The sequence below is a fragment of the Deltaproteobacteria bacterium genome (assembly GCA_019309545.1).
Classification (GTDB): Bacteria; Desulfobacterota; Desulfobaccia; order Desulfobaccales; family Desulfobaccaceae; genus Desulfobacca_B.
Window position 1 is genome coordinate 1 of record JAFDGA010000089.1, and the last position, 5081, is coordinate 5081.

Below are 5081 nucleotides of genomic sequence, written 5' to 3' on the forward strand. Positions count from 1 at the left end.
TGCCGGTCGGGGCGATAGTCGTGGTCGTGGCATTTCTCATCTTCTCCTGGCCTTTTCGGTCGTAAACAGAACCAGGGAAGTTAGGGAAATTGCCCCGCCGAGCGGCCAACTCCGCGGACGCAGCCTTGGATTCGGCCTGAATAAAGCTCATGACCTTCTCGGCGGTCTGCACCGCCTCTTCGGAGTTATAGGGAATGCCCAACTTGACCAGCATGTCGGCAAAGCCCATTACTCCCAGGCCGATCTTGCGGTTCTGCATGGTGCGCTCGGCAATTTCCGGCAAGGGAAACTTATTGGCGTCAATGACGTTGTCCAGGAAATGGACCGCGGTCCACACGATTTCCTTTAATTGTTCGTAATCTATGGTCCCGACAAACCGGCCGTCATTAACGACCGCAGCCAGATTGAGGGATCCCAGATTGCAGGATTCATACGGCAGCAGCGGTTGTTCGCCGCAGGGGTTGGTGGCCTCGATCTCCCCGACATGCGGAATGGGGTTGGCCCAGGAGCTTTGGACGATCATATCGAACAGCGCCGCGGCATTGACCTTTTTGACCACCTCGCCGGTGCGGGGATTGACCAGGGGAAAATCATCCTGGTTTTTCACCGCCTCCATGAAGGCGTCGGTCAGGCCCACCGAAATATTGAAATTATTCAGGCTGTCCAGCTTGTTCTTGCAGGTGATGAATTTTTCCACATCCGGATGATCGACCCGTAGAAGGGCCATGTTTGCGCCCCGGCGGGTGCCCCCCTGCTTGATGGTCTCAGTGGCCGTGTTAAAAATTTCCATGAAGGAGATCGGCCCCGAGGCCACGCCTTTGGTGGACATTACCGGGTCGCCCTCGGGTCTGATGCGGGAAAAGGCAAAGCCGGTCCCGCCGCCGCTCTTGTGGATCAGGGCGGTATGTTTGATGGCCCGCCCGGCGTTCATCAGGGTGGGAGAATTGGGCATGAAAGCCAGGGAAGCCATCAGGTTGCAGAATTTGATAGCCGTTTCCTCGATGTCGGCCTCCGGATCATAGAGGCGGTCCACCTGGGCGATGGTCGCCGCGACCCGCTCAAACATGTCGGGCACGGTCTCGCAGACTTCCCCCTGGTCGTCTTTTCTGAGATAGCGTTTTTTTAAAACTACCAGCGCATTGGGGCTTAAAGGCAGGCCCCCGCTGATGGCGTTTTCGTGGATAGTGTTCATCTTTTGACCTCCTTTAGGTTCTTTCCCCAACAACAAGCCAATTTCCCCGCGCCGGGGATTTCCCTGTCGGTGGGGGTAGTTTCTTCTTATTTTTTGAAAGTTTATTTGTTCTTAACCCTTGCTTTTCCACCCGGTTTAGGTTATAAAACCAGGTGAAAGGAGGGCTTTATGGCAGATTTAAAAGTTGTTCAGGGCGGTTTTCATAAAGGCCATTGGCAATCCGACCGCGATTTTTATCCAGATGATGAAATCGAAGCCTGGAACGCCATCTTTCAGGAATTATCAGAGAAGCACAATCCCGCCTGGAAAGAATGGATATGGGAACTCAAAGAGCCCCCAGCCTTGCAGGTAGTTAAGTAGTTTTTATGACAGCCCGGTAATAATCTTCCGATACCGGGGTGAAGCTCATGAATAGATTGCCCACAGTAATCGCAGTTGGGATTTCCTTTCCGAATAATTTTTCGAGTTTAGTTTTGCGCACATACCTGACTACAGGATAGCCGGGTCTGGGCTGAACTCCACCTTGCCACTGAGCAAGAATATCCGAGAAATTTCTGAACTTCATTTTTAACCTCCTTTAGGTTTGTCCCACCAGGAGGCTGCTTTCCCCGACCGGGGATTTGCCTCCCCGGGGGGGAATAGTTTCTTCTTACAATTTTTAGAAAAAATCCTGCCAACCACCCCGGTACTGTTGGACCCTGGATTACTCCAGTGGCGCAGCCCTTTGGCGTTGATCAGACGCCCCGGAGGCGGCTGCCTGCGAGCCTCGATTGATTGAACAGGCACAGTGTTCTCTTCGGCGAGGATCGCCTGTTTTGTGTTAGCCTTGACCCCCGGCTCGGGTCGTTTTTGTCGCCAAGCCCATGCCGCCGCCCTTTACTGACTGCATGTTGGCTGTCTGGTCATCGGGTCTGCTTACGCTGTGGATGGACCCTCCGGCACCCATCAGGCTAGCCTTTACCCCGGCTCGGGTCCGTTTATAGCTGCGGACAGCTTTTGGAGGTTTGCTGTTTAGTTAACTGCCAACGCGCCCTTGCCGCCGGCACCGTAACGTGGCGCCTGCCGTGCGGTTAGAGTCGCAACCTCCGAGGCGTCGATCTCCTCTACGACCTGGGGTGCTGATCCCCCCTGACAGACCCGGGGTGTCGATCTCCCCTACGACCTGGCGGACAGTTTGCTGTCCCCCCCCTCGGGTTGAGAGGCCCCGACCGGGGCCAGGGTAACCCGAAATCCCTATAATTGCCCTCAATATAAATTAAACCGTTAAAATTTTTTCCGTCGAAATCTCACTTTTTAGCTATCTTTTTCGGAGAAAGGCCCGCGATCAGAGAACCGTTACCCTGAAAAACAACTTAAAATCGGCCTTTTTCCAAAGTCAATACCGGGAGGAAAAATAATAATATCTCCCCAAAAAAAGGGGGATCATATGAGAAGAGACCGGGCTTTTGTAGAGCAGGAAGTTAACCTCTACAGCGCCAGTGCCAAAAACTTGTTGTCGTTGATACCATCTGTGTCCATCGCCTTGCACAAAATCAATTTTCGCCGTCCGGATTCCCAGGGCAGGGAACTACAACGGGTGATCGACGAGGAAATTATCAAACCCCTGGCCGCGGACCTGGAAGCGGCCACAGCATGCTCCATAGATGATTACCAGGCGTGTTGCGGCGAATGCGAGGTCGTTTACCCCGCTTCCTTAAAAAAGACCATCAAAATCTTCTATCCGGGAGTACGGTCTTTTCTGCAATTAATCTACGATTTCGACAAACTGATGTTCTGGGAAAACAGGCGTTGGTTGACCGGCCTCATTAATGACCGAGAATTCAAGGAGGTTAGAAGCAGCTGGCGGCAAAGGTTCCTGCAAGCCCGGTGGCAGATTCGGGAAATGGCCAAGACGGGCCAGCTCCTCCCGCCTCGAAAAACTACTCAAAAAAGGGCTTTTTCAGGGGACAAAGGCAGAAATAAACCGGATACCCTTAAAGTCGTCTAAGGCCCGGGCTCGGGCAAATAAAATCAGGAGGTAAAAATATCATGGCTAGAAAAAAACGGTCTTCCTCACCACAATCCATTAACCTGCAAGGGCCGTCCAACTTGCCCTACACCATGCCGGTAGTCCGGCGGGATATCACCCTGTATAGCGGCGACGCCCAGTCCTTATTGCTCCATTTTAAGTTTACCTCGGCGGCCCTCTTACGGTTGGGCACCGTCGTATATCGCCGCGTCGGCGACAAGGAGAGGGTAGAGGATTTAGAAAAGCACATTGATGAAGAAATTCTAGCCCCATTAGAAGAAAATCTCCGCGTCGAGGCCAAAAAAGTTGATCTGCTCTATGATGCAGAGGTCGGCAAAATCAAAAAAACCGTTGTTTTCACCAAACCCATTAAGGCCACCGTTGACCTGACTTCTCCCGGGGCCATGCGCATCCTGGATATCTTACTTGACTTTGATAAGCTGATAGTCAAACTGGCCGAACTGTGGTTCGCCAAAAAGATTACCAATCGGCAGTATGTCGAGGTCCAGGACAACTGCCGCAACGCCTTGAAGGAATCCGAAAAGCAAATCGAACGGCTGGTCCGCCAAACCCTGAATCGGGCTGGCGAGCCCGAAGAAGAAGCCACTGTGACCGCGGAGCCCGAATCTGAACCGGCTGAAACCAGCGAAACCTCAGCCAGGTCTGGCCGGAAACGCCGTCAGGCCGCAGAAGCCTCTCCTGAAACCGAAGCATGTCCGAAGTTCTTTGCCACGAATGTCTTGACGGCCAGGAGCTGGGCCGGATCATCCGGGGTCTGGAGAAGCGAATCGCGAAGGCATATCGGAAAAATAAGTTAAGCGAAGTCAAAAAACTTAAAAATATCCTGGCCGGCTTGGTGGTAATTGCGGACCTGGCTGTCTCGAATGATGTTTTGCTGGGTCTAGGTTGAAGTGGGAATCGGCTCCTCCCAAAATAGGGGGGAGCCGATCAAAACCAACCGATTTCTGTGTCCAAAAATTCGGAGAGTCCGGAATGATAATTAACTGTTGACCAATACCTTTAAATTGATAATCATATCAATATGAAAGCGATAGCCTTTGATACCTTGGGGTTTGCCAAGCGGCTGCGTGAAGCGGATTTTACCGAGAAACAGGCCGAGGTCCTGGCTACGGCAGTAGCAGAGATTATCGAGAGCCGCCGGGCCACCAAAGAAGATATTGCCTTGCTGCAACGCGATATAAAAGAACTGGAACTTCGCTTAGAAGAAAAAATCAGTATGGCCGAATTACGCCTCAAACACGACCTCACCCTGCGCCTGGGTATCATGAATACCGCGGCCGTGGCCATTGTCGCCGCCCTGGTCAAGCTGCGTGCAGCCGCAATCTTCATCGGTTTCCCGGTCTGAGGGTTGCGCCCCTGCCGTTCCTGGCGCTCGCCGACCGTAAAAGTACCGAAACCGGCTAGAGTTAGCTTGCCCTCAGTCTGCAAGATGTTGGTAATACCGTTGATCAGGGCATTAAGAGTTTTCTCCGCATCGACCTTGGTTACCTGGGCCTGGTCCGCAATTTTTGAGATCAATTCGGCTTTGGTCATCTCTTTTTCCCCTTTTTAAATTTATTTCAGTTATATCAAGAAATTACAAATTATATTGACCAAATTTATTGACCAACGCCCCTGGATTCGGCCGTTTTGGGGCAATAGATTGTCGTTCCGGTTCACCCCCACGTGCGTGGGGACAATACTGAGATTATCCCCCGTACACCCGCGCCCGGGAGCGGGCGGCGTTGATCAATACTCCCACGTTGACATCCAGATAATCATAGACCCGGGCCTTGTCTTTGCCCGGCGCCGGTCGTAAAATCCGCCCCAGGTATTGCAGCACCCGGCCGCTGAACCGGATAGGCGTGGCCAGAAACAGGG

6 protein-coding genes are annotated in these 5081 nt (G+C 52.6%); 3 read left to right on the top strand and 3 right to left on the bottom strand.

The features are described from left to right. On the bottom strand, nucleotides 1–1192 hold a 1192-nt coding region (locus JRG72_11845; protein MBW2135894.1), incomplete at its 3' end, for a ribonucleotide-diphosphate reductase subunit alpha. 168 nt (nucleotides 1193–1360) lie between these two features. Here JRG72_11845 and JRG72_11850 point away from each other — a divergent pair. The 3 genes from JRG72_11850 to JRG72_11860 all read left to right on the top strand — a co-directional run bounded on the left by JRG72_11850 (nucleotide 1361) and on the right by JRG72_11860 (nucleotide 4018). After that, nucleotides 1361–1552 (top strand): hypothetical protein, encoded by a 192-nt coding sequence (locus JRG72_11850; GenBank protein MBW2135895.1) that lies wholly within the window; start codon nucleotides 1361–1363, stop codon nucleotides 1550–1552. 1066 nt (nucleotides 1553–2618) lie between these two features. After that, nucleotides 2619–3179 carry a hypothetical protein gene (locus tag JRG72_11855; GenBank protein ID MBW2135896.1) on the top strand — a complete coding sequence of 187 codons (561 nt, stop codon included), beginning with the start codon at nucleotides 2619–2621 and terminating at the stop codon, nucleotides 3177–3179. Between the two features lie 41 nt (nucleotides 3180–3220). Beyond that, nucleotides 3221–4018: a hypothetical protein gene (locus JRG72_11860; GenBank protein MBW2135897.1), complete on the top strand. Its 798-nt coding sequence runs from the start codon at nucleotides 3221–3223 to the stop codon at nucleotides 4016–4018. A gap of 214 nt (nucleotides 4019–4232) precedes the next feature. Here JRG72_11860 and JRG72_11865 read toward each other — a convergent pair whose 3' ends face one another. Together JRG72_11865 and JRG72_11870 are read right to left on the bottom strand one after the other, a co-directional pair. Continuing rightward, nucleotides 4233–4754: an HU family DNA-binding protein gene (locus tag JRG72_11865; GenBank protein ID MBW2135898.1), complete on the bottom strand. Its 522-nt coding sequence runs from the start codon at nucleotides 4752–4754 to the stop codon at nucleotides 4233–4235. A 154-nt stretch (nucleotides 4755–4908) separates the two neighbouring features. Then, nucleotides 4909–5081 (bottom strand): ATP-dependent helicase (locus tag JRG72_11870; GenBank protein ID MBW2135899.1); only part of this gene is annotated, 173 nt, incomplete at its 5' end.

Bases quoted from the DNA above. Each gene is read 5' to 3' on its own strand.
- JRG72_11860 (MBW2135897.1), top strand. From the start codon at position 3,221: ATGGCTAGAAAAAAACGGTCTTCCTCACCACAATCCATTAACCTGCAA.
- JRG72_11855 (MBW2135896.1), top strand. From the start codon at position 2,619: ATGAGAAGAGACCGGGCTTTTGTAGAGCAGGAAGTTAACCTCTACAGC.
- JRG72_11865 (MBW2135898.1), bottom strand. From the start codon at position 4,754: ATGACCAAAGCCGAATTGATCTCAAAAATTGCGGACCAGGCCCAGGTA.
- JRG72_11850 (MBW2135895.1), top strand. From the start codon at position 1,361: ATGGCAGATTTAAAAGTTGTTCAGGGCGGTTTTCATAAAGGCCATTGG.